Origin of the sequence: Trueperella sp., assembly GCF_043424875.1 — a bacterium.
Taxonomy (GTDB): Bacteria; Actinomycetota; Actinomycetes; order Actinomycetales; family Actinomycetaceae; genus Trueperella.
Map to the genome: position 1 here is coordinate 13,752 of NZ_JBHWPL010000018.1, position 19,174 is coordinate 32,925.

The 19,174-nt window shown below is 63.2% G+C and carries 21 protein-coding genes; 9 read left to right on the top strand and 12 right to left on the bottom strand.

The features are described 5' to 3' along the window. Positions 1-15: 15 nt before the first annotated feature. A complete protein-coding gene (locus ACHFFR_RS01305; protein WP_394262461.1) occupies positions 16-1,869 on the bottom strand; it encodes a hypothetical protein in 1,854 nt (617 codons plus the stop codon). Positions 1,870-1,969: 100 nt separating this feature from the next. Between ACHFFR_RS01305 and ACHFFR_RS01310 the strand changes: the two genes are divergently transcribed. Then, entirely contained in the window at positions 1,970-3,055 is a 1,086-nt protein-coding gene (locus ACHFFR_RS01310; RefSeq protein ID WP_394262462.1) for a patatin-like phospholipase family protein, read from the top strand. Between the two features lie 4 nt (positions 3,056-3,059). Here the strand turns inward: ACHFFR_RS01310 and ACHFFR_RS01315 are convergent, their stop codons facing one another. Further along, on the bottom strand, positions 3,060-3,692 hold the full coding sequence (locus tag ACHFFR_RS01315) for a TIGR03085 family metal-binding protein (protein WP_394262463.1): 633 nt from the start codon (positions 3,690-3,692) through the stop codon (positions 3,060-3,062). A gap of 119 nt (positions 3,693-3,811) precedes the next feature. On the opposite strand from ACHFFR_RS01315, the gene ACHFFR_RS01320 reads away from it, so the two are divergent. After that, positions 3,812-4,285: a DUF4870 domain-containing protein gene (locus ACHFFR_RS01320; protein WP_394262464.1), complete on the top strand. Its 474-nt coding sequence runs from the start codon at positions 3,812-3,814 to the stop codon at positions 4,283-4,285. 37 nt (positions 4,286-4,322) lie between these two features. Further along, positions 4,323-5,885 (top strand): FAD/NAD(P)-binding protein, encoded by a 1,563-nt coding sequence (locus ACHFFR_RS01325; RefSeq protein ID WP_394262465.1) that lies wholly within the window; start codon positions 4,323-4,325, stop codon positions 5,883-5,885. Between the two features lie 193 nt (positions 5,886-6,078). On the opposite strand, the gene ACHFFR_RS01330 is transcribed toward ACHFFR_RS01325, so the two are convergent. Then, positions 6,079-6,282, bottom strand: a complete 204-nt coding sequence (locus ACHFFR_RS01330) for a cold-shock protein (RefSeq protein ID WP_394262466.1) — start codon at positions 6,280-6,282, stop codon at positions 6,079-6,081. A 217-nt stretch (positions 6,283-6,499) separates the two neighbouring features. On the opposite strand from ACHFFR_RS01330, the gene ACHFFR_RS01335 reads away from it, so the two are divergent. Next, positions 6,500-7,519, top strand: a complete 1,020-nt coding sequence (locus tag ACHFFR_RS01335; RefSeq protein WP_394262467.1) for a YdcF family protein — start codon at positions 6,500-6,502, stop codon at positions 7,517-7,519. Here the strand turns inward: ACHFFR_RS01335 and ACHFFR_RS01340 are convergent. The 4 genes from ACHFFR_RS01340 to ACHFFR_RS01355 form a co-directional block, all read right to left on the bottom strand. After that, the gene (locus ACHFFR_RS01340) at positions 7,516-8,466 is read right to left on the bottom strand and encodes a formate transporter FocA (protein WP_394262468.1); all 951 of its coding nucleotides are present in this window, start codon (positions 8,464-8,466) and stop codon (positions 7,516-7,518) included. The genes ACHFFR_RS01335 and ACHFFR_RS01340 overlap by 4 nt on opposite strands. Before the next feature lie 86 nt (positions 8,467-8,552). Next, positions 8,553-9,065, bottom strand: coding sequence for an O-acetyl-ADP-ribose deacetylase (locus tag ACHFFR_RS01345; protein ID WP_394262469.1), 513 nt, complete (start codon positions 9,063-9,065; stop codon positions 8,553-8,555). Positions 9,066-9,103: 38 nt separating this feature from the next. Beyond that, positions 9,104-9,604: a GNAT family N-acetyltransferase gene (locus ACHFFR_RS01350; RefSeq protein ID WP_394262470.1), complete on the bottom strand. Its 501-nt coding sequence runs from the start codon at positions 9,602-9,604 to the stop codon at positions 9,104-9,106. 2 nt (positions 9,605-9,606) lie between these two features. Next, complete coding sequence (locus ACHFFR_RS01355; protein WP_394262471.1) at positions 9,607-9,891, bottom strand: SAP domain-containing protein; 285 nt, start codon at positions 9,889-9,891, stop codon at positions 9,607-9,609. A gap of 125 nt (positions 9,892-10,016) precedes the next feature. On the opposite strand from ACHFFR_RS01355, the gene ACHFFR_RS01360 reads away from it, so the two are divergent. Then, positions 10,017-10,562 (top strand): YceI family protein, encoded by a 546-nt coding sequence (locus ACHFFR_RS01360; RefSeq protein ID WP_394262472.1) that lies wholly within the window; start codon positions 10,017-10,019, stop codon positions 10,560-10,562. A 267-nt stretch (positions 10,563-10,829) separates the two neighbouring features. Beyond that, positions 10,830-11,282, top strand: coding sequence for a low molecular weight phosphatase family protein (locus tag ACHFFR_RS01365; RefSeq protein ID WP_394262473.1), 453 nt, complete (start codon positions 10,830-10,832; stop codon positions 11,280-11,282). A gap of 774 nt (positions 11,283-12,056) precedes the next feature. On the opposite strand, the gene def is transcribed toward ACHFFR_RS01365, so the two are convergent. Continuing rightward, positions 12,057-12,626 carry a peptide deformylase gene (gene def, locus ACHFFR_RS01370; RefSeq protein WP_394262474.1) on the bottom strand — a complete coding sequence of 190 codons (570 nt, stop codon included), beginning with the start codon at positions 12,624-12,626 and terminating at the stop codon, positions 12,057-12,059. Between the two features lie 177 nt (positions 12,627-12,803). On the opposite strand from def, the gene mscL reads away from it, so the two are divergent. Beyond that, positions 12,804-13,190, top strand: a complete 387-nt coding sequence (gene mscL, locus ACHFFR_RS01375; RefSeq protein WP_394262475.1) for a large conductance mechanosensitive channel protein MscL — start codon at positions 12,804-12,806, stop codon at positions 13,188-13,190. Positions 13,191-13,492: 302 nt separating this feature from the next. Here the strand turns inward: mscL and ACHFFR_RS01380 are convergent, their stop codons facing one another. From ACHFFR_RS01380 to ACHFFR_RS01390, 3 genes are all read right to left on the bottom strand, one after another. Then, on the bottom strand, positions 13,493-14,089 hold the full coding sequence (locus ACHFFR_RS01380) for a nitroreductase family protein (protein ID WP_394262476.1): 597 nt from the start codon (positions 14,087-14,089) through the stop codon (positions 13,493-13,495). Positions 14,090-14,159: 70 nt separating this feature from the next. Further along, positions 14,160-15,011: a purine-nucleoside phosphorylase gene (locus tag ACHFFR_RS01385; protein WP_394262477.1), complete on the bottom strand. Its 852-nt coding sequence runs from the start codon at positions 15,009-15,011 to the stop codon at positions 14,160-14,162. Then, positions 15,008-16,558 (bottom strand): purine-cytosine permease family protein, encoded by a 1,551-nt coding sequence (locus ACHFFR_RS01390; RefSeq protein ID WP_394262478.1) that lies wholly within the window; start codon positions 16,556-16,558, stop codon positions 15,008-15,010. Before ACHFFR_RS01390 ends, ACHFFR_RS01385 begins: the two co-directional genes overlap by 4 nt. A gap of 136 nt (positions 16,559-16,694) precedes the next feature. Between ACHFFR_RS01390 and ACHFFR_RS01395 the strand changes: the two genes are divergently transcribed. Further along, complete coding sequence (locus ACHFFR_RS01395; protein ID WP_394262479.1) at positions 16,695-17,063, top strand: ArsR/SmtB family transcription factor; 369 nt, start codon at positions 16,695-16,697, stop codon at positions 17,061-17,063. Then, positions 17,060-18,001, top strand: coding sequence for a cation diffusion facilitator family transporter (locus ACHFFR_RS01400; RefSeq protein ID WP_394262480.1), 942 nt, complete (start codon positions 17,060-17,062; stop codon positions 17,999-18,001). The genes ACHFFR_RS01395 and ACHFFR_RS01400 overlap by 4 nt, the downstream gene beginning before the upstream one ends. Here ACHFFR_RS01400 and ACHFFR_RS01405 read toward each other — a convergent pair. Continuing rightward, the gene (locus tag ACHFFR_RS01405) at positions 17,998-18,915 is read right to left on the bottom strand and encodes a hypothetical protein (RefSeq protein WP_394262481.1); all 918 of its coding nucleotides are present in this window, start codon (positions 18,913-18,915) and stop codon (positions 17,998-18,000) included. The genes ACHFFR_RS01400 and ACHFFR_RS01405 overlap by 4 nt on opposite strands. Between the last annotated feature and the right edge of the window lie 259 nt (positions 18,916-19,174).

Genomic DNA, 19,174 nt, shown 5'->3' on the forward strand with positions numbered 1-19,174 from the left:
GTCGCGAGCGCGACTTTACTGGTACGACACGAAATCTGGGAGCGGCTCAACCTGATAGGTTCCCGCCGGGTCGAGCATCGGGATGTCCTCGTCGTAGAAGTTCTTCCAGCCCCAGTGCTCGATGTGCGGGGAGTTGTTCTGCAACGTTGTCCACGTGCCCTGCTTCGCGCTTTGGCTGCCCTGCCCATCCACGTGGACAAGGATCGCGAGCTCGGAGCGGGACTGATCGAGCTGGTCGATGTCGCGGAGCATTTGCACCTGGAACTGGTGCAAGATCAGCATCTTCTGCGGCAGGTTGCGCTCGCGCGTGAAATCGGCGAGGTAGGTGACCACCTCGTTGACCTCGGCAATCTCCACGTGCCCGATCCGGGTGAGCGGGACCTCGTCGGGGCCAAGCCGCCACTCGGGATCCAGCGCGACTCCCAGATGCGGGTACTCCAGCAGCTCCTCGTACATCTTGACCTGGCTGAGGAAGTCCGACCTGCCCGGCTGGAAGTCGAGCACCACGTACTGGCCGGCCTCCTGCGCCGCTTCGATGAGCGGCACGAACCCGTCGATTGCCCATTCATTTGAGTAGTTGCCGTCGTCACCGGGAGCGCCGGAGGCGACCGTCACGATGATTTCGAGGGCGGGCAGCACCTGAGCGTCAGTGAAATCGCGGTAGGGCGCCGCGTGCTCCTCGGCGCGCGCGATGGTAGCTTCCGTGCCCTGCTCACCGAGCACGCCCAGCGTTGTGGTGTGCGGGGATCCGTAGAGCGCCACGTACCGCTTGCCCTCAAACACGAGCTGGCCACCGCCCGGAAGTTCCGTGCCGGTGGCGGCCGTAGCGAGTTGCCACGTCAGATCCGGATTCTCTTCGCTAAAAACAGCGACGACGTTCTCGCGGCCGTCGAGGGCCGCCACAGTATCGCTCGATGCGCGCGGGTCGATGCGGGACATCTTCACGTCGGCGCCGCCGGCCACGGCTGTGCCGACGGCGGTCAGGTAGGCACCATCGGTCACGGCAATGGCGTCGGTTCGCTCGGCTGCGGCAAAGTCACCGTCGATTTCTACCGACGACGTCGGCTCCTCGGCATACACCGTGGTGCCAAGACCGTCAAGGCCCGTCTGGAGATCCGCCGGTTCGGCGGCAAACGTCAGGTCAATGCCGAGCTCCTCGGCCAATGCCGGCGCCGCCTCGTGAAGCTCGTAGGTTGCGATCTCATCGATGACCTCGGCAGGCACGCCGTTGACCAACACGACCTGCGTGCCTAGCCTGCCGAGCTCGTCGAGGAGCTCTTGGGACACGGTCACAACCGGAGCCTGCTCGGCGGCTGTCGTCTCGTCAGTCGCTGGATCGGTATCAGTCGCTGGCTCGGTATCAGTCGCTGGCTCGGTGTCAGTCGTTGGCTCGGTGTCAGTCGTTGGCTCGGTGGCCGATTCTGCATCGGGGCTCTCGGCTGCCTCGGCATCATCGGCTACCTCGGCATCATCGACGGGGGCGTCTGCCAGCAGCACCGGAACGCCCAAGGCGGCACCGTACGATGCCGCCTCCCACGAGTCATCGGCGGAGACGATCACGACCGGCGCCGATTCAAACATGCCCTGCGAAACGCCGAGGGCAGCCGTCTGGGCAGATGTGTGGTCGACGATGACGTCGGCCGGCGCGCTCGCCGATGCCACGGGCACGGGACCCGATCGATCGTCGTCGTTGGACTCCGACGTACCAGCCGAGCCGTTGCCGTTCGAACCGTTCGAACCGCTGCCGTTCGAGCCGCTGCCGCCGATCGCGAATGCGAAAATCGCGCCCGCCACGAGGACGACGACGGCGATGATGGCGATGGTGCGCTGTGATGAAGAAATACGAGCCTCCCGGTGAATAGGGTACAACCCTAACAACGGGCCGACGTGTCTGACCAGATAATATGGGTCGTGGTCATCTCACCCACATACCCGCCTAGGACATCCAGGTGGATCGAAGGAGTTATCGATGAAAATTGCGCTCGTACTCGGATCCGGTGGTGCCCGCGGGTGGAGCCACATCGGAGTGATCGAAGAGCTCGAGGCTCGCGGTCACGAGATTGTGGCGATATCTGGCGCTTCAATCGGCTCGCTGGTCGGCGGTGTCTACGCTGCGGGCAAGATGCCCGAACTCAAAGATTGGGGCATCGGATTAACGAAGTCCGACGTCCGCTCGCTCCTCGACTTCACGCTCGGGCGCCCCGGCCTGCTCAAGGGAACGCGCGTGCTCTCGGCCATTGAGGACGTCACGGGATCACCCAACATCGAAGACTTAGACATGCCGTTCACCGCCGTCGCCGTAGATATTCTCACCGGCCGCGAGGTCTGGTTCCAACGCGGTCCTCTCTTTCTGGCGATTCGCGCGTCGATTGGCATTCCAACCTTCTTCACGCCCGTGCGCATTGGCAATCGCTTGCTCGTCGACGGCGGCGTGCTCAACCCCGTCCCGATCGAACCCACGCTCTCCGTTGGCGCGGATGCCACCGTGGCCGTGGATCTGCGCGGCCCGGCGCTGACGAGTCCCCACGAAATCCTGCGCCGTGAGGAAATCGAAGCCGCCGAGGCCAAAGAAAACTCGTGGGTCAATAAGGCGGCCGCCACCGCACACAACAGCCTCGTCACGATCGGAGAGGGCTGGCAACGCACGAAACGCTCATTCATGGATAACGAGTTCTTTCAGCGCCTCGAAGAAGGGTGGTCGAAAGAACCAGACGACGATGAAGATTCTCGGGCCCTTCGCGAAGAGCCCGACGACCAGCACGGCGACTCGACGTCGGATAGCCCGAGTGCGAATCCCGCCGGTGCGGCCGACTCCTCGCACGACATGCATGCCAGCCCGCTGCCAAGCAGCCTGACGACGATGGAAGTCATGTCCCTATCGCTGGCCACAATGCAGGACGCGCTCGCCCGCTATCGCGCGGCGCCAAACCCCGTGCCTGCCACGGTTCGCATTCCCAGCGACGCCGTGGGCGACCTCGATTACCACCGCGCGAGCGAACTCATCGAGATGGGGCGCGAGTCCGCGATCAAAGTTTTTGACGCGACGGGTATATAGGCGGCTACGCGCCCGTGCGAGGGACCTCGGCGCCCTCGGGCGTGATGGCGAGGTGGATGGCGTCGCGCCCAAAGAGCCACAACAAGACTTCGCCCGGCTCGCCCGTGACCACCACGGGGTCACCGAAGTCCACGCCCTTCGGGCGGATGTCATACATGATGCGACCCGGGATGACCACCTGTACCGGCCGGTCGGAGTTCTTCAGCATCGTCTTGGCAATGGTGGCCACTGACTTGGTCAGCGCGTCATTCTCGTCCTCGGCCAGTTCGCGCGCGGGCACGAGCGTGCCGTCGACCATCCACTGACCTCGGCGAACATCCTCGTGATGCACGAAATGCTCAGCGAGGTTCATCCAGCGGTCAACCAGGCGCACGGGGCTAAACTTGCCCGGGCCATCTTGCCAGTCACGCACAAGCTGCTCGTACGGGCGCTCCAGAACCTTCGCCGTCGTCGACTCCAAATGGTCCTCGACAGCCGAAATCATCATGCCCGCCGCCGCGTCCGGCCGGTTCTCCCGAATCCACAGGTGAGCTGCGAGGTCTCGGGTATCCCATCCTTCACATAGCGTAGGCGCGTCCGGCCCCTTTTCCAGGAGGAGGGCGGCAAGACGCTGGCGTTCAGATTGAGAGAATGTCATGGCCTAACCCTAACGGGAACCACCGTCACGAAATGCGATACGAGGGCATTTCACCACGGGCTGACCTGCGGGGCGCGCTCCCCTTGCGGTCTCACCGCGCCTCGCGAGACGATGGTGGCATGACCGACAACGGACCTTTCGAATTCAACGACTTCAACCCCGCGAACTCCTCGCAGGGCTCGAGCTGGCGCAATCCCTCCGAGGAGGATTTCCGACGCCAAGGCTACGCGCCCAACATCACCCCCGATGAGCGCACGTGGGCGATGCTCGCGCACCTGTCCGCCATCATCGCGTGGTTCCTCTCCGTCGGCTCGATCTCCTTCGTCGGTCCGCTCCTCGTGTGGATCTTCAAAAAGGACACCAGCCCGTACGTTCGCCAGGCGTCCGCGCAGTCGTTCAACTTCAACCTCGGCATGGCGCTCATGACCATCATCGGCTGGATCCTGGTCGCCACCTTGATCCTGCTGCCCATCGGCTTCATCCTCATCGGCCTTGCGTGGGTGCTCCAGATGTACCACCACATCAAGGCAACCATCTCGGCGTCCAACAACAAGATTCACCACTACCCCTTCCAGATCAAGATCCTGAGCTAGCGCCCACTTTTCGCTCGCGCGCGATAGCGTGGGAGACATGGACATTGCAATCATTGGCGCCGGCCCACGTGGGTTATCGGCGCTGTACTCACTTTCTCGCGCGGTCACTGATCCGGTGACCGTCCACCTGTTCGGCGCTAGGGACGACGGCGCCGACGTCGTCGGTATCGGCACGCCGTACTCCCCCGACCAGCCGCTCTTTTCCCGGTTGAACGGGCATTCGTCGGTGGTGGACCCGTTCAAAGCGCATCGTGGCGACGACGACGGATCGCTCGGCCTATCCTTCGACGACTGGGCGCGCGTGAACGGGCACGAAGAGTTCGCGGACGACTTCCCACCGCGCAAATTGGTGGGCGAATACTTTCAATATGCCGCAGGCGTTATTCGCGGCGGACTGCCGGAGCACGTTGAACTGCGCGAGTACGAGCGCGCTCAGGCCGTTGGCGGCGAGCCCGGCGCGTGGACGATCGACCACGAGGGCGGGCAGCTCCGCGTTCCCGAACTTCTTCTGACGGTCGGCCACGCCACCGTGCCGCCCTCGCCACTGACGGATGAAGACGTGAACCAGCCAGACGGCGTCGTCATCCCCATGCCCTATCCGCTCTCCAAGCTGGACGGCATCAGCGCTGGTGACGCCGTTGCCACCCGCGGCGCGGGGCTGACGTTCGTGGACGTCGTGCTTGAGTTAACCGAGGGGCGCGGCGGCACATTCAGCGACGACGCGCGCGAGTACACGCCATCGGGGCGCGAGCCGGAGGTTATCTGGGCGACGAACCACGACGGCGTCTTCCCCGATTCGAAGCCGCCGTTCGGCGCGGTCGCGGAGCTGGTTTCGGCCGAGCGCTGGGAGGAGGCGAAAATGGCGGTGGCGCAGTCGCCGACGCTCGAAGACATGCTCGAGGCGGTACGTGCGGCGGCCGTTGACGCGCTGGCTGCGCAGGGAGCGTCCGATCCGGATGCCTACGACGCCGCCATCGCGGCTCCCGAACCGCGGCCCGGCCTGGCGCGCGAGCGGCTCGCGGAATCAGTGGCATCGGCCCGTGGCGAGATCCCGATTCCGGCGCGCCAGATCGTGACGGAGACGTGGCAGATCCTCATGTCCACGATGATCCGGCGCGTGAGCAACCGGATCTTCGCGCCCGAGGACTGGGAAGCATTCATGGCCGGGTTCGGGGCCGTGGGGATCTCGAGTTACGGGCCACCGCTCGTGAACGCGCAGAAGATGCTGACGCTGGTGGATGCCGGGCTGATCAAGGTGGAGTTGCTCGACAAGGCGATAGACGCTGAGGACTTCCCCTTCGAGGTGGACGCGTTCGTGGACTGCGTCCTGCCGCCGGCCGGTTTCTGGCGCGGCGCCTACCCCGAGCTCGAGGGAATCGAAGATTTGCTGATCACGTGGGCCGACGAGCATGTGGAGCGCACCGGTGTTCGCACCGACGGCGCAGGCAGCGTGCTTGATGCCAACGAGGCGCCGATTCCGGGGCTTGCGGCCGTGGGGCGGATCAATGAGGACTGGACGGTGGAGATGGACAACCTCGACGTCACCGCGCATCCGTTCATCCTCGGCTGGGCGGACCGCATCGCGCGCATGGCCGGGTAGCTGCGGTCCTGCTACACCCGCAACTGGTGCAAGTTCCATCTAACCGGTGCAGGAACTTCCTGCCCCATTTGGCAAGAACCTGCCCCGGTTACGAATGGGAGATGCAGACACGGCCGGGGCACCCACCTGGGCATGAAAAACGGTGGCTACCACCCACATGGGAGGTAGCCACCGTGATGTTTCAGGAGTGAGATTAGATCATCGACACGTTCGATGCCTGCAGGCCCTTCGGACCCTCCTCGACGTCATACTCAACCTTGTCGCCCTCATCGAGAGTGCGGAAGCCCTTCGACTGAATCGCGCTGAAGTGCACGAACACATCGTCAGAACCATCGTCGGGAGCAATGAAGCCGAAGCCCTTTTCGCCGTTGAACCACTTAACAATACCGGTCGCCATAAAACTTTCCCTTCTGGCTTGGTACACAACCATCGTTTGGTTGATCTATCACGCGAAGAAGGAACTGGCCGGCCCGGAGGCCTACAACAACGCCATCTGCGAGTAACACTGCCAGCTTAACCGGAACGCGCGAAATATTCGAGGCGTGAGCCAAAACGTGGGATATGGCTCCTTGTTCGCCACCGCCCGTTCACCCCGCGCTTTCTATACTGGCATCATGGTCGTCCTTCTCGTGGCACTGGCATTCCTCGCCGTCACCGCACTGCTTGCGAGGTTCGCTCCGTCGACGCCGTGGCCTGTCTTCACGACGACGGCCGCCATCACCCTGTTCTGGATGTGGCTGGTGGGCGCGAGCGGCGCGGGGGCAGCCCGCCCATCCGACATCGGGGCGCTCACGTACTCCGCCATCACCACCGCCGCCGTCGCCAGCCTCTTCTCCGGCGCGTGGATTATCGTGGCCGCGCTCGTTCCCGCTGGCCGCAAGCCCTTATGGCAGTTCATCGCACTTGTACTCACCGGCCTCGCCTTCATCGGCGCGGGTATTGCGGCGCCCGCGGCACTGCGCGATGGCCAGCTCGACCCGCTCGCCCACTCAGCCGTAGCCGCCACCGGTCTCATGGGCGCGCTGTTCGCCGGCTACCTCGCCTACGGCAAGCTCTATGCCACGGTCGCGCGCTCGTGGCTCGACGCCCACCTCCACGCCGGAACCGGCCCGAACGCCGTCGTCGTTCTTGGCGCGCGAATCGTCGACGGCAAGCTGACGCGCTTGCTTCAACGCCGCGTTGACCTCGGAATCGACACCGCCGACCGCATCTGGCTCGCCCAATCCGATCCCGGCTGGGGCAACGACCAGGGCGCCGCGGGGTTGGCGCCCCTCGTGTTCAGCGGCGGCTCCCCTTCGCGCGGCCCCGCGGCCACCGACACCGCCGAAGCTCACGTGATGGCCGCAGCGGCCGAGGCGCAGGGCGTGAGCCGCGAGCGCGTCGTCGTCGAAGATCAATCAACGACGACGGCCGAGAACTTCCGACTATCGGCGCAGCTCCTCGAGGCGCGCGGCGTGGCCGAGCCGTATGTGGGCGTGACGAATAGTTTTCATGCGTTTCGGGCGTCGATGCACATGCGCCGTGCTGGGATCGACGGTCACGTGATTGGTGGGGCGTCGGGCTCGCTTTCCGCGCCGTTTCACACGTTGCGCGAATTCGCGGCGTTCTTGTACGAGATGGTGCGCCCGGTCTAGCGAGAGATACTCGCGCCCGAGCCCTGGTTGACCGCGCAGGCACCGGCCTCGCCGTCGTCGGCCAGCTGGCCACCGCCCTGCGCGCCGGCATCCAGCTTGGTGTGGACGAACCACATGAACAGGCCCACGAACAGACCCCCGCCCACGATATTGCCGAGCGTCACGGGGATGAGGTTGTCGATCACGAATGCCTGCGCGGTCAGCGTATTAACGGCGTCGGCGTGCGTGAGGCCGACGGTCTGGAACGCCTCCGAGTCCCACAGTTGCGGGTCGGCGACCTCCGTAATCATGCGCGCGGCGGGGATGAGGAACATGTTCGCCACCGAGTGCTCAAATCCGGTTGCCACGAAGAGCGCGATCGGGCCGACGATCCCCAGAATCTTGTCAGTCAGCGTGCGTCCCACGTAGGCCAGCCACACCGCCAGGCACACCATGAAGTTACAGAAAACGGCGAGGAGAAACGCCTGCGGCAGCGTGTGCGAGACCTTCGCCATCGCCGTCGTGATCGCGGTTGCACCCCACGCGCCCCCGCCCTGCAGATACGTCCCGGCGGCAACGATCCCGGCGGCGAGCGTGAGCGCTCCCACGAGGTTCCCGCCGTACACGACGCCCCAGTGGGCGAAGAAACGCGCCGGCGCGATCTGCCGCTTGGCGAGTGGAACCACCGTCATCGTCGTCGACGTGAACAGGTCCGCGCCCGTCATCACCACGAGGATCAGACCCACCGAAAATGCGACGCCGCCGAGCAACTTCGCCTCGCCGAGCCAGTCCGCGTTCGCGGCGCCCTGCTGCGTGGTGATGTAGAAGACGTAACCGAGGCCGATCATCACGCCCGCGGCGACGGCGAGCAGGAACGACTTGCCCCACGGGTTGTGCGCCTTGGCCACCATCTGCGTGCTGAGGTAGTGGCTCGTTTCTCGCGGGCTGCGTGCGGGCTCGGAAGACATGGGGACCTTTCTATGGTGCGTGTCAGTTGCACCTTAGCCAATGCGACGCCCCGGCCCGTGGCTCGAACGTCTCAGTGACGCGAAGATCACGCCAGGTTCGCGAGCGCGGCCTCGAAGGCGGCGGTGGCCTCGGGTCCGAAGGGGACGAAAATGACGGTCATGTCCGCGTCCGATTCGGCAACGGTCTCGACGGCGATGCGCGCGGCGTCGTCCATCGGCCAGCCGTATATTCCTGCCGAGATCGCTGGGAACGCCACGGATCTCGCGCCGATCTCCTCGGCGACCTCGAGCGACTCGCGGTACGCCGACGCGAGGATGGACGAGCGGTCCTCCGACGCGGAATAGACCGGGCCCACGGTGTGGATGACCCACGTGGCGGGAAGGTTCCCGGCCGTCGTCGCGACCGCCTGACCTGCGGGAAGACCATCGGGCAGGGCAGTTTCGCGGAGCTTCTTCGTTTCCGCAAGGATCTGCGGGCCGCCGGCGCGGTGGATTGCGCCGTCGACTCCCCCGCCTCCGAGCAGGGTCGAGTTTGCTGCATTCACGACGGCGTCTGCGTCGATTTTCGTGATGTCGCCGGGTTGGATGGTGATGTCCATGTGTGACTCCTCGGGTCTTTGTGGTGGCGTGGGCGGGGCTAGAGGTCGATCCAGTACCGGCGCTTGGGCTCGGATTCGTGATCGAGTTGGCGGATGTCCTCGAGAATGCCGCCGTTGCGTTCGATGGTTTTTGCGGATGCGGCGTTGGAATCGTCGCATGTGACGAGCGCGCGGTCGAGGCCGAGGGCGCGCAACCTGTCAAGGCCGAGTCGGAGCATTTCGGTTGCGTAGCCCTTGCGCCGATGGTCGGGGGCCACCCAATATCCGATGTGGCCGCCCACCTCGAGCAAGTGGTCCGTCAGCGCGTGCCGCACGGAAATGCGACCGATGATGTCGCCGTCGACGATTGCGAAATAGAAGTCGGCGGGAACCCAACCGGGTGGGACGTCGCCGCGTGCCTCTCGCTCGATGGTGGCGACTTGGTCCTCGAAGGTGCCGGCCACGAGGAGGAAGTGGAAGTCGTCGGCTTTGGCGAGCTCGTGGAGGCGGAGTGCTTCGGCCTCGTCGGTGAGCTGTGGGTAGCGCAGTGAGAGGTTCATGGTCAGTGTTCGCGCAGGAGCTCGATGAGCTCGGCCTTGGTCAGGTCTGAGTAGCTGGAGAGGTCGAGTTCTTTGGCGCGTCTCTTGAGGTCGTCGACTGTCCACTCCTCGTAGGACTCGGACCCGCCGCCGCGCTCTCCGACGTTCGACCGGCCATCGCGCGCCGATGCGTTGGCGATGCGGGCGGCCTTTTCCTTGCTCGCGCCGTCCTCCCGAAGTGCTACATACACCTCGGGATCCTTGATTTGGGGCGCTTCTGCTTCTTTGTCGTACCTGCTCTTAGCCATGGTCAGAGTCTTTCGGGCGGGGCGGAGAAATTCAAGGGTTTGACATTAATTGAATCTTCAACTATGTTAGTGGTTGAAAGTTCAACGAGCCTTACCTGGCTCACTCCCAGATAGGAATACAGACAATGGCAAACGCTCAACACGTAGCAGGCACCTGGAACATCGACCCCACGCACACCACCCTCTCGTTCACTGCTCGCCACGCGATGGTGACGAAGGTTCGCGGCCAGTTCAACGAGTTCGAGGGCGTCATCAACATCGACGGCGAAAACCCGAACAACTCGAGCGTTGAGGTCATCGTTCAGGCCAACTCAATCGACACCAACAACGAAACGCGCGACGGCCACCTCCGCTCGGGCGACTTCCTCGAGATCGAGACCCACCCGACCCTGTCCTTCAAGTCCACCAAGGTTGAGGCCTCGGAAGAGGAGATCGTCGTGACCGGCGACATGACGATCAAGGGCGTGACCAAGGAAATCACCGTGACCCTCGACTGGACCGGCCCGGTCACCGACCCTCAGGGTTCGGACCGCCTCGGTTTCGAGACCTCCTTCTCGATCAACCGCCAGGATTACGGCGTCTCGTTCTCGGCTCCGCTCGAGGCCGGCGGCGTGCTGGTTGGCGACAAGGTCAACATCGAGCTCGACATCGCAGCGGTCAAGGCTGCGTAACTTCTCGGGGCGAGGGTACGCGAGTTCCCGCGATCAGGCCGCGTTTCTCGCAATCAGGCCGCGTTTCTCGCAATCAGGCCGCGTTTCTCGCGATCAGGCCGCGTTTCTCGCGATCAGGCTGCGTTTCTCGCGATCAGGCTGCGTTTCTCGAAACATTGGCTCGGTCAGAGGATCTTCTCTGAACCGCGCGTTTTAAGGGGCCGCGCTGAGTGCACATGCACCAGCGCGGCCTTTTGTTGCACCCACATTGCCAGTAACATCTACAGCATGAACACTCAGCTTCCTGACCCCTCCGGTTCCGATCGCCCCGCCCTCCTTTTCGTGTGCGTGAAGAACGGCGGCAAGTCCCAGATGGCGGCTGCTCTGGCACGTTTACACGCCGGCGACGCCGTGGAGGTCCACTCCGCTGGGACCGAACCGGGCTCCGCGCTCAACGAGGAGTCCCGCACGAGTGTCGAAGAGGTTGGCGCCACCTTCGATGGCGAATTCACCAAGCCCATTGACGCCGAGCTGCTCAAACGAGCCGCGCGTACCGTCGTCGTTGGAACGGAAGCGCAGGTCGAGCCAGTCGAGGGCATGGCGGGCGCCATCGAGGTGTGGGACGTGGACGAGCCTTCGCTGCGCGGGATCGAAGGCGCCGAGCGCATGCGCCTCATCCGCGACGAGATCGACGCGCGCGTGCGTCAGTTGTTGGCATCGCTGGGAGTGGAGAGCTCCTAAACGCGTCCCGGCGTTGACGTGAACCGGCACATTCTCGTATCGAGCCATCGCACCGTACGAGCTCGCCCTCACATCCCCAAATCTGGTCATCCCACCCACAAAATGGGCATCACGCCCCCAGATCCGGCCATCATGCCCTCAGTTCTGGCGATCAGGCGCTCGGATCTAACTATCGCACGCACAAAATGGGCATCTCGCCCCCAGATCCGAGCATCACGCTCCCGATTCCCGGAACTTAAGGTCCTCCATGGAGGACGTTTGCACCAATGGAGGTCGGTGATTTATTTTCCGACCACAACAAGCCAAATCACCGTCCTCCATTCGTCTGACAGACCTCCACACGTCGAATGGTCCTCCATGGAGGATGCTAAATCACGTGCATGGGATGGGACGGCAGCGAAAATCGGGCACGGGGGACGTAATTGCGTGTGAACCAGCTGTATGAGACCAAAGGGTGGCGAAAATCGGGCGCGCGGGATGGGACGGTGGCGCGAATCAGGCACATGACATGGAATGGTGAGTAATCAGGCGAAGGAGATGGAACGGTGGGTGACCCAGATGTATGGCGTAAAACGGCGAGGCGAATCAGGCGCTAGCTATGAACACGACGACGGCCATTCGCCGCACCACCACGTGGCGCTTCGACGGCAACACCCACCACGTGGCGCTCCGACGGCAACACCCGCCCACGTGGCGCTGCGCCGGCAACACCCGCCCACGCCGCTACGCCGCCGCACCACCACGCCGCCACGCCGCCACCAGCCGGCAGTCGCGCTACTCGTCAGCTTCGTAGGGAGAATCCTCGCCGGGGGTCCACTCGATGCCGGGCACGCCCCACTTCTCGGCCTTCATGATCTGGGCGACGCGCTTGGCGGTCTTGCCATGGAGGCGGTCCACGAAGACGCGGCCTTGTAGGTGGTCGTACTCGTGCTGAAGGATCCGGGCAAACCAGCCTTCGGCCTCGAGCTCGTACCATTCGCCGTTTTCATCCTGTGCGCGAAGGACCGCATAGGGTGAGCGGCGCAGCGGGAAGGGGTAGCCGGGGAAGGAGAGGCAGCCTTCGGCGTCCTCGTACTTGTCGGGCTCCTGTGTGTCGATCGGCTCGATGAGCAGGGTGGGGTTGATGGCAACGCCGCGCTCGGGCCCGTCGTGGTCGTCGTAGATCCAGACGAACATGGCCTTATCCAGTCCGATCTGCGGGGCGGCGAGCCCCACGCCGGGAGCTTCTTCGGTGGTTTCGTACATGTCCTGGACCAGTTGCTTTAGGTCATCGTCAAACTCGGTGACCGGTTCGCTGACCTTGTGGAGCACGGGTGATCCGTACACGTGAATCGGGTAAATCATGGCTCAAGGGTATGTCATTTCGGACAAACAGTGATATCGCTGACGTTGGAGAGTTACCTCTAGTCTGACCAAGTTGGAACCGGTACAGTAATCGTGGTTATGAAGCAAGGGTGCCTTCATGTGGCTCTTGCACACCACATGCGGGTCCCGCGACCACAATCGTACGAAAGGACTCCCATGATTAAGGGTTTCAAGGATTTCATTGCACGCGGTAACGTGATGGATCTCGCCGTTGGCGTCATCATCGCAGGTGCCTTCTCGGCCATCGTCACCGCTCTGAACGAGCAGATTCTCATGCCGCTGATCGGCGCCATCTTTGGCAAGCCGAACTTCGACCAGATCTGGACCATCCACCTCAACGGTGCGACCATCCTCCCGGGCACGCTCATCACGGCCCTCATCAACTTCCTCATCATCGCCGCTGCACTCTACTTCTTCGTGGTTGTGCCGATGCAGAAGATGACCAAGAAGGATGAGGTCGAGGAAGACGCTGCCGTCAAGACCGACGAGACCATCCTGCTCGAGGAAATCCGCGACATGATGAAGGCTGGCCGCCAGCTCTAAGGCACGACGCCGTCCGAGCAGTTTGCTTTAACGGCACGACGCCGTCCGGGCACGTTGCGTTGAGGGCACACCGCCCATCAAAGCAACACCGCATACGGCCACAACGTCAAAGGCGCCGAGGGAATCTCCCTCGGCGCCTTTCATGTTCGCTGACAACTAGCCGTGCACGCACCCGGTCGCACTGACACCCGGTCGCACTGACACCCGGTCGTGCGGACAACCGGCCATGCGATACCCGACCTCGCTGAAACTCGGTGTCACTAACAATCACCAGCGCCACCCCCGGACATACAGATGCCACATCACTCCGAGCCTTCCGGCGCCTGGGCGGGCATGCGCGAGATGAACTGAGCGGGGTCGAGGGGCGGCTTCTTCGACTGCGCGAGGCGCTGGCGGAACGACTCGTCGATGTCGCCCACATAGAGCCATCCCATGAGGTGTTCGTGATCGGCGAGGCGGTGGGCCCGGCGCACTGGGTCGGTGTTCGCGTAGACCCCCGTGCGCCACATGACGCCCCAGCCGGACTGCCACAGTGCCAGTTCGAGCAGGTGGCCGGCGCCGGCCGCGGTCGCGAGTTGCTCCCATTCGGGCACGGCAGGGTGCGGTTTCGGGCTGGCGACGACGGCGATGAGCAGTTCCGCACGGAATGGCTTCGTGTTGTATTCGCCGTCTTCGCGCGTGATCCCCTCGGCTGCATCAAGAGCATTCGCGAGCGCCATCCGCTCCTCGCCTCGCATGAGAATCAGCCGCCAGGGGCGCAACGCCTTGTGATCGGCGACGGGCGTGACAGCTGCGAGAAGATCTGCAATCTCCGAGTCCGTAGGGGTCTTGGGACCCACCTTCGACACGGAACGACGCCGTGCCATCGCCTCAAGTACCGGATCAGCAAAGACCTGCATGAACCATCCACCTCTCCCATCTAGGACTTACATCCTATGTCCTGCTGGGAGAGATTTACCGTGGGACTGCTTACACCTGCGCCGCGAGGGCGGCGCAAAGATCGTCAATTGCCTCTCTCACGGCAGGATAGGATCCCCGCGCCGCGGCGAGCACGTCCTCGTGCGCTGTGGGCTGCGACGAGAAGCTGAGGTCCGAGGTCACCGACAGTCCGCACACGCGCACGCCGAGTTGATGGAGCGCGATTGCCTCCATGACCGTGCTCATGCCAACCATGTCCACTCCGCCCGCCCGCAGCAGGATCGATTCGGCCTCCGTTTGGAACTCGGGCCCTCGCATGATGGCGTAGACCCCTCTCCGACTCGTGTGCGGGGCGAGCACGCTCGAGAGCTCCTCGTCCCAAATCTTCCAGATATCAACAAATACCGCGCCCTCGAAGGGGGATTCACCCGAGAGATTGACGTGGTTGTCGATCAGCATGATGTCCCCGAGCTCCCACTCGCGCAGGCACCCTCCGGCATTCGTCAGCAAAGCCGCGCGAACACCGCACATGGCCGCTACGCGCGAGAGCTGGACGACCGTCGTCGGGGAAAACCCCTCGTACAGGTGGTTGCGCCCGGTCGCAACGAGGCAGTGCACGGTTCCACCGGAATCGGCGACCGGAATATCCAGCGACAAAAGTTCTCCCCCGTGGCCCTCGGCGGCCGGCGCGGGAACTCCCGGCAGGTCGGCGAGGGGGATTCGAGCGCGGACCTCTCCCTCAAGGGCGTCACGCAGGCCCGAGCCCAGGGTGATGAGAAGATCGTGGCCGGCAAGGCCCGTGCGTTCCTGCACGAGCTGCGCACCCGCCACAATTTCCTCGCGGACGCCGGGAGCGTGTGGGAGCGCCTCCGCGAGCTTCACCTCACGCGATTCTGCGCTCATGGCCGGTCCGCGTCTGCGTTGGCATCGCGCGGCTGGGTAGCGACCTCGCCGCCGTCGCGCTCGAGCTCCTCAATGGCGACGGCCTCGTCCATATCGCGCTCCTGTTCGCGAACCTTGCGTCCATTGAGTGCGAAGTAGCCGAGGAACCCGATGAGAAGCGCAATGATGACGCCGATATTGCCAGCCGCCCACACAGAATCTTCGCCGCCGACGAGGAAGAGCAGGTAGCCCTGCCAATTGTTCCACGCCGCTTCTTCGGCAAAGCCGTTAAGAACCAGGCCCCAGCCGACGAAACAGGCGACGACGATGAGCGCGATGGACGCCCAATTGACCGCACCGTAACGGCCTCTCGAGTCGAAGAGAGCAAGCTCGTCGTACTCGCGCTTGCGCAGGGCGATATCAGCCATCATGATGCCCGCCCACGCCGCCAGCGGCACGCCGAGAGTGATGAGGAAGGACTGGAAGGGGCCGATAAATGACGGGGAGAAGAAGACCACGAAGATCGTTCCCGCCGTGAGGATCATGCCGTCGATGAGCGAGGCGAGTGGGCGCGGGATGTTAATGCCGAGAGTCAGCAGGGTCAGGCCCGAGGAGTAGATTCCGTTGATGGCGCCGGACAGGAGCGCGAGGATGGCAGTGATTAGGAACGGGATCAGGAACCATGTGGGAAGCAGGCTCGCGAGCGCGCCCACCGGATCGTTGCCGACGTTTTCTGCGAGAACGGGATCCGAGCCCGCGAGCATCAGGCCGAAGGTGATGAGAACAACCGGGCCGAGCGAGCCGCCGAACGTATTCCAGAACACGATTGCCCCTCCCGAGGCATCGCGCGACTGGTATCGCGACCAGTCCGCCGCGATATTGACCCAGCCGAGCCCCATGCCGGTCATGACCATCGTCATCGCGCCAATCATCTGCGGCACAGATCCCGAGGGGATCGCCATGATCGCATCCCAGTCAATGTGCGGCACGACGAGAATGATGTAGATAATCGTTGTGATGCCGGTAAGCCACGTGAGGATCGATTGCATCTTCATGATGATGTGGTAGCCGGCTACCGCGCCCAAGACGATGAGAGTTGCCACGGTGGCAGCCGCAACCACGCGCACCGCCACTGAGCCTTCTTCGGCCCATCCAAGGCGGGCGAAGATGGTGGAGGTGGCGAGAACCGCCGTGATCGCCAGGGATGTCTCCCAGCCGATCGAGGTCAGCCACGACACGACGCCGGGAGCCTTCGCTCCCTGCACGCCAAAGGCCGCGCGCGACATGACCATGGTCGGCACCGATCCGCGCTTGCCACCGATTGCGATGACACCGCAGAAAATGAACGAGACAACCACGCCGATGATCGTGACAATCGTGGCCTGCCAGAAGGAGATTCCAAACCCAAGAACCCACGCTCCGTAGGACATGCCGAACACTGACACGTTTGAGGCGAACCATGGCAGGAACAGGTTGTGGGGTTTGGCGGTGCGCTCTTCTTCGGTCACGATTTCAATGCCGGCGGTTTCGATTCCGAGACGTTTCGTCTCCTCGGATGTTTGTACCACGTGTGTCTCACTTTCTCGTCGTCGCTGACGCTAGCTTTCGTTTTACGCCTGTAAACCGCGCTTGGCAAGTTCTTGACACGCGCCGTCCGCTTCGCTCAAACTGGCACGCATCGCCCAATACCGATATCATCGCCCTATGACAATCAATAAGCGCGGCGCACTTCCCGTCAGTATCGACGACGACGCCACGGCGTCGTATGCACACCTGTTCCAAGCATTTGCAGATCCTACCCGGCTGGCAATTATCCAACACCTCTCGTCGGGAGAGCATCGTGTGAGTGACCTCGTCGACCACATGAATTTGGCCCAGTCCACGGTCAGTAATCACGTGGCCTTCCTCGCCGAATGCGGCCTGGTCACGGCACGGTCCGAAGGAAGATCGAATTGGTACAACCTGGCCGAACCCGGGCTCGTACGGATCCTGATCGCGGGCGCCGAAGAACTACTCGCGGCCACCGGAAATCCCGCATTGCTCTGCAGCCACATCCGCGGACGTGCATCATGAGCCACGACCACTCTCACGGCCCTTCCGTGGAGGACGCCGCCAATTCCCCCGCCGCTTCGCGCCGTCTTGCCATCGCATTCGCACTCGTCTTTTCTATCGTGATCGCGCAGGGCATCGGCGCATGGGTCTCGGGAAGCTTAGCCCTCGTCATCGACATGGTCCATTCGCTCGTCGATTCCCTCGGCCTGCTCATGGCCCTCGTCGCCGCACACCTCATGAGCCGACCTCCCTCGAAGCGATACACCTGGGGTTTTCGCCGCGCAGAGAGCCTGGCGGCTCTCGGTCAGGGCGCGCTACTCATGGGCGTCTCACTCTACGCGGTGATCGACGGAATCGGCCGCATCGCCAATCCGCCGCACGTGGATGCGCGGGACATGATCGGCTTCGCCGTCGTCGGGTTGGTCCTCAATCTCGCGGCAATGCTCGTTCTTCACGCGGATAGAGACGCCAATCTCAACATGCGCGGCGCGTTCCTGGAGGTGGCAATCGACGCGATGGGAACCGTTGCGGTCATCGCCTCGGGCATCCTCATGCTCACCACCGGATTTGCCTATGCCGACACGATCGCCGCGTTCATCATCGCCGCGATGATCGTGCCGCGCGCAATCGCTCTACTGCGCAGCGCGATTCGAATGCTCATGGAGTTCACGCCCCACGGGCTTGATCTCGACGAGGTACGTGCCTGTCTCATGACGGTCGACCACGTCGTCGACGTACACGACATGCACGCCTCTCAGATTGCCACCGGCCTCCCAGTGCTCACCGCGCATGTGATCGTCACCGACGAGTGCTTCGAAACCGGGCACGCGGTGGATATCCTCAGGGACGTTCGCGCCTGCGTGTTAGAGCACTTCGACGTGTCGATCAAACATTCGACATTCCAGATCGAACCGATCAGCTTTGCTTCCAACGAGCCGCGTGAGTTCCTCCACCGCTAGTTCACACGCGGCCTGACCACGGTCGGCCGGCCGTAGATCACCTGCCAGCGAGATTCCTTGTTATCGGAGTAACGGCGACTCGCAACGCTGACGTTTCCTATGATCGCTCCCTGCGTGTACAAGCGATAGTTGATGGCATCGGAATCGGTATTTGGGCGCTCACCATAGAACACCTCGGGCGCCTCGTAATTCATCACGGCGTCGTACTCTTCTTGCGTGAGCGGAACAAAGACCCACGGGTTCTTGCACCCCTCCCCATCGCCGTCGGCGATGACGGTGATCTCGACCTGTCCGCGATCCGTCGTTTCGACCATCGTGTCGTAGACGAAACATGCCGAGCTCATGAGCGCGACCACGACTCCCGCCGGGGCGTCGGTGTACTCCGAGAGCGTTGCCTGGTCGAAACTCATCGGGGCCCCGTCACTCATGACGTCGTCCGATAGCGTGACGGTTGCGTTTCCGACAGCGAAGTCGTTGTTTTCCGCCACGTACGGGTAATACCACCGGTCGATGTATGTCTGCCTAAGCGCAATGGATTCATCGGCCTCCACCGTGGCTCGCACGTCGTCGCTAAGTTCAACCATCACCCTCATCGGCACGTTCAAGTTTGGATCTTCCGGCAACGCGAAGTCCTCAATCTGCGGGATGGGCGTGGCGGCAATTTCCGCGCGTCGTCGTGCTTCTTCTTCAGCCTGCCGCTGGTCACTGATATAGGACACCACCACGAAGATCAGCAGGCCCGTCATGACGATCCCCGCTACCCGGGAAATGCCAACTGCCAGATCTGATGGCTCGTGAGCCTCGGGATTGGCGTAGTTCAGCCGGTTGACCACGCGATATTGGCTGCGCGGGTTGATCGCCGCCCAAATCGTGATCACAAACATGAAGATGAGTGAAAGAACGGCTAAGAACATGGCGTTTCCTCTCCCCGTGCTTCGCTGTCAAATCAATGGTAGCGCCCGGCGCTGAGCGGTGATTCACCCGTCGGTGGGTGGACGTACCCTTGACCGGCAGGGCGTCTTGGACTAGGAAAGCTTTGAAATGTCGGCGACGATCGCGCCGACGTGGCCGATCAGATCATCTGCCGCCAGAACGAGGTTGACGCCCGGCTCTCCCGCGCCCAGCGATATGCGTTCGCCCCGCATCGATTCGTCGACGACGACGGGCATCGGC

What these genes read in the sequence shown, in the direction of transcription:
- ACHFFR_RS01310 (WP_394262462.1), top strand. Translation starts at nt 1,970, where the DNA reads ATGAAAATTGCGCTCGTACTCGGATCCGGTGGTGCCCGCGGGTGGAGC.
- ACHFFR_RS01315 (WP_394262463.1), bottom strand. Translation starts at nt 3,692, where the DNA reads ATGACATTCTCTCAATCTGAACGCCAGCGTCTTGCCGCCCTCCTCCTG.
- ACHFFR_RS01320 (WP_394262464.1), top strand. Translation starts at nt 3,812, where the DNA reads ATGACCGACAACGGACCTTTCGAATTCAACGACTTCAACCCCGCGAAC.
- ACHFFR_RS01325 (WP_394262465.1), top strand. Translation starts at nt 4,323, where the DNA reads ATGGACATTGCAATCATTGGCGCCGGCCCACGTGGGTTATCGGCGCTG.
- ACHFFR_RS01330 (WP_394262466.1), bottom strand. Translation starts at nt 6,282, where the DNA reads ATGGCGACCGGTATTGTTAAGTGGTTCAACGGCGAAAAGGGCTTCGGC.
- ACHFFR_RS01335 (WP_394262467.1), top strand. Translation starts at nt 6,500, where the DNA reads ATGGTCGTCCTTCTCGTGGCACTGGCATTCCTCGCCGTCACCGCACTG.
- ACHFFR_RS01340 (WP_394262468.1), bottom strand. Translation starts at nt 8,466, where the DNA reads ATGTCTTCCGAGCCCGCACGCAGCCCGCGAGAAACGAGCCACTACCTC.
- ACHFFR_RS01345 (WP_394262469.1), bottom strand. Translation starts at nt 9,065, where the DNA reads ATGGACATCACCATCCAACCCGGCGACATCACGAAAATCGACGCAGAC.
- ACHFFR_RS01350 (WP_394262470.1), bottom strand. Translation starts at nt 9,604, where the DNA reads ATGAACCTCTCACTGCGCTACCCACAGCTCACCGACGAGGCCGAAGCA.
- ACHFFR_RS01355 (WP_394262471.1), bottom strand. Translation starts at nt 9,891, where the DNA reads ATGGCTAAGAGCAGGTACGACAAAGAAGCAGAAGCGCCCCAAATCAAG.
- ACHFFR_RS01360 (WP_394262472.1), top strand. Translation starts at nt 10,017, where the DNA reads ATGGCAAACGCTCAACACGTAGCAGGCACCTGGAACATCGACCCCACG.
- ACHFFR_RS01365 (WP_394262473.1), top strand. Translation starts at nt 10,830, where the DNA reads ATGAACACTCAGCTTCCTGACCCCTCCGGTTCCGATCGCCCCGCCCTC.
- def (WP_394262474.1), bottom strand. Translation starts at nt 12,626, where the DNA reads ATGATTTACCCGATTCACGTGTACGGATCACCCGTGCTCCACAAGGTC.
- mscL (WP_394262475.1), top strand. Translation starts at nt 12,804, where the DNA reads ATGATTAAGGGTTTCAAGGATTTCATTGCACGCGGTAACGTGATGGAT.
- ACHFFR_RS01380 (WP_394262476.1), bottom strand. Translation starts at nt 14,089, where the DNA reads ATGCAGGTCTTTGCTGATCCGGTACTTGAGGCGATGGCACGGCGTCGT.
- ACHFFR_RS01385 (WP_394262477.1), bottom strand. Translation starts at nt 15,011, where the DNA reads ATGAGCGCAGAATCGCGTGAGGTGAAGCTCGCGGAGGCGCTCCCACAC.
- ACHFFR_RS01395 (WP_394262479.1), top strand. Translation starts at nt 16,695, where the DNA reads ATGACAATCAATAAGCGCGGCGCACTTCCCGTCAGTATCGACGACGAC.
- ACHFFR_RS01400 (WP_394262480.1), top strand. Translation starts at nt 17,060, where the DNA reads ATGAGCCACGACCACTCTCACGGCCCTTCCGTGGAGGACGCCGCCAAT.
- ACHFFR_RS01405 (WP_394262481.1), bottom strand. Translation starts at nt 18,915, where the DNA reads ATGTTCTTAGCCGTTCTTTCACTCATCTTCATGTTTGTGATCACGATT.